The sequence below is a fragment of the Ruegeria sp. L12 genome, from assembly GCF_056531745.1.
Window position 1 is genome coordinate 1 of the sequence record NZ_JBQFMH010000039.1, and the last position, 4,416, is coordinate 4,416.

The following is a 4,416-nucleotide window of genomic DNA, read 5'->3' on the forward strand; positions in this document are numbered from 1 at the left end:
AAATTGGCCAAGATCATTCCTGCACCGCAGCAAACGCGAAAAGCCTGATCAGAAAGGCGCTCGCGCCGTGCTCAATACCGTCAATTCTGCGCCAGCAACACATTGTTTTTCAACAGAATGGGAGGAAAGCGGGCTTTCGCAGCGATAGTGGAGTGACTTGGTTCTGGCTGCCAAAGCGGACCTTCGATTTCGCATCATCTGTGGAAGCGTCATTCGATCTCAACGATCCAGAGAGTGGCCTTTTCGAAAGCCAAGGAGTCGATCCAATGCACCATGCCAGTGTTCAATGCCGATTCCCTTGATGGCATGTAGAAAAACTGTGCAGACATTCCGCGGCACACAAAAATAAGATGATAAAATAGGCAAGCTGGTGGTCTGGTGAAATACCAAGTGGCCTTTGAATTGCGATCGATGAAGCTTGGGCTCACTTGGGAGCCTATGAAACAATACCTCACTGTCGTTGTCGTTGAACAGAACCAAGAACGTGCGTTTGCAATTGTGGATGCCTTAAAGGAGTCTGGAGACGTAGACGTTTCTGTAATCGGCAATGTCTCCGGGCTGGCACGTAAAATTGCAGTGCATTGCCCAGACATCGTTCTAATCGACATAGACAATCCTTCGCGGGATATGCTGGAGGAGTTGACAGTTGCCTCTGGTCCCATGGATCGACCAGTGGCAATGTTCGTCTCAGGCGCCGCTGGCGGGTTGGCAAAAGCCGCCGTTGAGGCCGGGGTATCGGCCTATGTCGTCGACGGCTTGCAAGCGGAGCGCATCAAACCTGTGATTGATACCGCCATCGCCCGGTTTCAGGTACTACGCCAAATGCGCACCGAGCTGGCCGAGACCCGTCGTGCTTTGGAGGAGCGCAAAGTGATAGACCGCGCGAAAGGTTTGTTGATGAAAGCCAAGGGCGTGTCTGAAGACGAGTCCTACGCTCTGCTGCGCAAAACAGCGATGAACCAGAACCGCCGAGTTGCAGATGTGGCCGAAGCCCTGGTCACCGCATCGGGATTGTTATCATGAGAACAGTAACTTTGCCTGTTGCCTATATGCCTTTGGTCGACGCGGCCCCGTTGATCGTTGCGCGCGAGATGGGGTTCGACCATGCTGAAGGCATCTCGCTAGACCTGCGTCCGGCCCCGTCATGGTCCTCTCTGCGCGATATGCTGGCCTTTGGGCATGTGGACGCGGCGCATCTGCTATCGCCTGTCCCCGTTGCGATGGCTTTGGGTCTTGGTGGCATCACGACACCACTATCCGCAGTGTATGTCCTGTCTCTGAATGGCAATGTAATAGGTGTTGGAACGCAATTGGCCGAGCGATTGATCGGCCAGGGCTATGGTTTTGATTTCACCGATGCCGCTGCGGCTGGGGCTGCACTGGCAGAAGCTGCCGATGACGTCTTGGTGTTTGGCGTGCCTTTCCCTTTTTCAATGCATGTCGAGCTGCTGCGCTATTGGATAGCGGGAACCAAACTGGCCTCGAAACAGATCGAAATCCGTACCGTTCCACCCCCTCTCATGGCGCAGGCGCTCGCGGGTGGCGAAATCGATGCCTTTTGCGTGGGCGAGCCCTGGGGCTCATTCGCCGTGGACGACAGTGTTGGCGCGTTGCTGTTACCTGGTAAGGCGATCTGGACTTGCGCCCCTGAAAAAGTATTGGCAGTTAGAAAGGACTGGGCCGAAACCGAGCCGCATCTGCTGGGCAGCCTCATGCGGGCTGTTTGGCGCGCGGGACGCTGGCTTTCCAAAACGGACAGCCGAACAACCGCGTCCGAGATGCTATCGCGCAATACCTACCTCAACGTCTCACCCGAACTGGTCGATCGTGCATTGCTGGGGGACTTCACGATCTCGGCCCGCGGCGAACAACGCCATGTGGATGGGTTTGTCGAGTTCTTTGACGGTGCTGCCACCTTCCCGTGGCGCAGTCAGGCGAAATGGGTCGCGCATCAATTGGCGCTAAGAAACGGGCTGGACGTCGGGACAGCGGAACGACAAGCCGCCAAGGTTTTTCGCAGTGATCTCTATCGTCGCGAGTTGCAAGGGCTTGGTGTGGAAACACCCGGCGCATCCGAGAAACTTGAAGGAGCTTTGCCTAAGTCGACGGCAGTTGCCTCGGCCAATGGCAGCCTGATTCTGTCTCGGAACGTCTTCTTCGACCGACGCATTTTCGAGCCCGCAGGGTGAGTTTGCACAATTTTTTTGCAGTGCAGCATCTCTTTTTGCTGCGTTGCAGAATTTTCGGAGCGAAGACGTCAAATAATGATGACGTTCTGCTTCGCGTCTGACTTAATCGAGACATCGGAAGGCAACGACGCCCCCCCGACGGAATTCGCCCACAATCCAGGGCACCTTAGAAGAGCAAAGCCGCTCGACCATCCGCCACCTCCTCCCGGCGGACTGTGTCGGCGGCTTTTTTGTTTGCCCATGGGGTTGGGCTGAACCGAAAGGGATCGAGATGAAAAAGCTTCTTTTAGGCCTCGCGGCGACGACGGCGCTTGTGTCTCCAGCACTGGCCGAATTGGAACTGGAAAAAGACGAGCTGACCTTTGGCTTTATCAAACTGACCGACATGGCGCCGCTGGCTGTCGCCTATGAGAATGGGTACTTTCTGGACGAAGGCCTGTTCGTGACGTTGGAAGCACAAGCGAACTGGAAAGTACTGCTGGATGGCGTGATCGGCGGGCAGCTAGACGGCGCGCATATGCTGGCAGGCCAGCCATTGGCGGCGACCATCGGGTATGGGACCGAAGCCCATATCATCACGCCATTCTCAATGGACCTGAACGGCAACGGCATCACCGTCTCCAACGAGATTTGGGAAGAGATGAGGCCGAATATCCCCGTGATGGACGACGGCCGTCCCCAGCATCCGATCAGCGCCGAGGCTCTGGCGCCGGTCGTCGAGAAGTACAAATCCGAAGGTAAGCCATTCAACATGGGCATGGTCTTCCCGGTTTCGACCCATAACTACGAGCTGCGCTATTGGCTGGCCGCCGGTGGTCTACACCCGGGCTATTACAGCCCTGAAAACGTGACCGGTCAGATTGGTGCCGATGTGTTCCTGTCGGTGACCCCTCCACCGCAGATGCCTGCCACTTTGGAGGCCGGCACGATCTATGGCTATTGCGTGGGCGAGCCGTGGAATCAGCAGGCTGTGTTCAAGGGTATCGGCGTTCCGGTTATTACCGACTACGAGCTGTGGAAGAACAACCCCGAAAAGGTCTTTGGTCTCAATGCCGAGTTCGCAGAACAGTACCCCAACACCACTCTAGCCGTGACCAAGGCCCTGATCCGCGCGGCGATGTGGCTGGACGAGAACGAAAATGCCAACCGCCCTGAAGCCGTCGAGATTCTGAGCCGGGCTGAATATGTGGGCGCGGATTATGACGTCATCGCCAACTCGATGACCGGCACGTTCGAATATGAAAAAGGCGACAAGCGCGAGGTCCCAGATTTCAACGTGTTCTTCCGCTACAATGCGACCTATCCGTTCTACTCGGACGCCGTCTGGTACCTGACGCAGATGCGCCGCTGGGGTCAGATCGCCGAGGCCAAGCCCGACAGCTGGTATGACGAAGTCGCCAAGTCGGTCTACAAACCCGAGATCTACCTCAAGGCCGCGCGCCTGCTGGTTGACGAAGGGCTGGCGAACGAGGCTGATTTCCCTTGGGATAGCGACGGCTACAAGACCCCAACTCCGGCCGAAGAGATTATCGACGGCATCGCCTATGACGGCCGCACCCCCAACGCCTATCTCGAAAGCCTGACCATCGGTCTGAAAGACGGTCAGACGATCGTCGGCTCGGACGTGCAAGGCTAATTCCCCAAACGCCGCGCCCGGCCCTCGACGGGCGCGGACCCCAAAGTGCCCCGCCACCGCAAGGACACATCAGATGACAACAGTCGATCCAGAATTCAACGCAGACGCCGCTCGGGAAGAGCGTCGTGCCCGCCTTTTCACTCGCATTAATGCCGCCGACAAATGGTTTCAGGTTCTTGGCCTCAGCTGGGCCACGCCGGTCCTGAAGGCCGCCGCCGGAGATAATCCGCGCGCCCAGGTGGCCGAAATCTGGCGACTGCTGATCGTCCCGCTGCTGTCGATCTGCGCCTTCCTGCTGCTTTGGGCGACACTGGCGCCCAAAGTGCAGACGTCGCTGGGTGCTGTCCCCGGGCCGGCACAGGTCTGGGGCGAGATGGTCAGTCTGAACGCCGATGCGCAGGCGAAAGCCGCCAAGCGCGCCAAGTTCGAAGCCATGGTCGAAAAGCGCAATCAGAAGTTCATTGATGCGGGCCAGCCAGAGAAGGTGAAGGAAGTCGCCTATACCGGCGCGCCGTCTTACTACCAGCAAATCTGGACCTCGATCAAAACCGTGTTCTTCGGATTTCTGATCGCAACAATCATGGCCGTACC

At 57.3% G+C, this 4,416-nt stretch carries 4 protein-coding genes and 1 pseudogene; all 5 read left to right on the plus strand.

All coding sequences use genetic code 11. The features are described 5' to 3' along the window. Window positions 1-302: hypothetical protein (locus ACR0K9_RS21375; protein ID WP_480826090.1), on the plus strand; the 302-nt coding region annotated here is incomplete at its 5' end. A gap of 136 nt (window positions 303-438) precedes the next feature. Beyond that, complete coding sequence (locus ACR0K9_RS21380) at window positions 439-1,023, plus strand: ANTAR domain-containing response regulator (protein WP_480826093.1); 585 nt, start codon at window positions 439-441, stop codon at window positions 1,021-1,023. Further along, window positions 1,020-2,189 (plus strand): ABC transporter substrate-binding protein, encoded by a 1,170-nt coding sequence (locus ACR0K9_RS21385; protein ID WP_480826091.1) that lies wholly within the window; start codon window positions 1,020-1,022, stop codon window positions 2,187-2,189. The genes ACR0K9_RS21380 and ACR0K9_RS21385 overlap by 4 nt, the downstream gene beginning before the upstream one ends. A 271-nt stretch (window positions 2,190-2,460) precedes the next feature. Beyond that, window positions 2,461-3,825: a CmpA/NrtA family ABC transporter substrate-binding protein gene (locus ACR0K9_RS21390; RefSeq protein WP_480826092.1), complete on the plus strand. Its 1,365-nt coding sequence runs from the start codon at window positions 2,461-2,463 to the stop codon at window positions 3,823-3,825. A 73-nt stretch (window positions 3,826-3,898) separates the two neighbouring features. Continuing rightward, a pseudogene (locus tag ACR0K9_RS21395) lies at window positions 3,899-4,416 on the plus strand (ABC transporter permease); the annotation flags it as partial.

Bases quoted from the DNA above. Each gene is read 5' to 3' on its own strand.
- ACR0K9_RS21380 (WP_480826093.1), top strand. From the start codon at position 439: ATGAAACAATACCTCACTGTCGTTGTCGTTGAACAGAACCAAGAACGT.
- ACR0K9_RS21385 (WP_480826091.1), top strand. From the start codon at position 1,020: ATGAGAACAGTAACTTTGCCTGTTGCCTATATGCCTTTGGTCGACGCG.
- ACR0K9_RS21390 (WP_480826092.1), top strand. From the start codon at position 2,461: ATGAAAAAGCTTCTTTTAGGCCTCGCGGCGACGACGGCGCTTGTGTCT.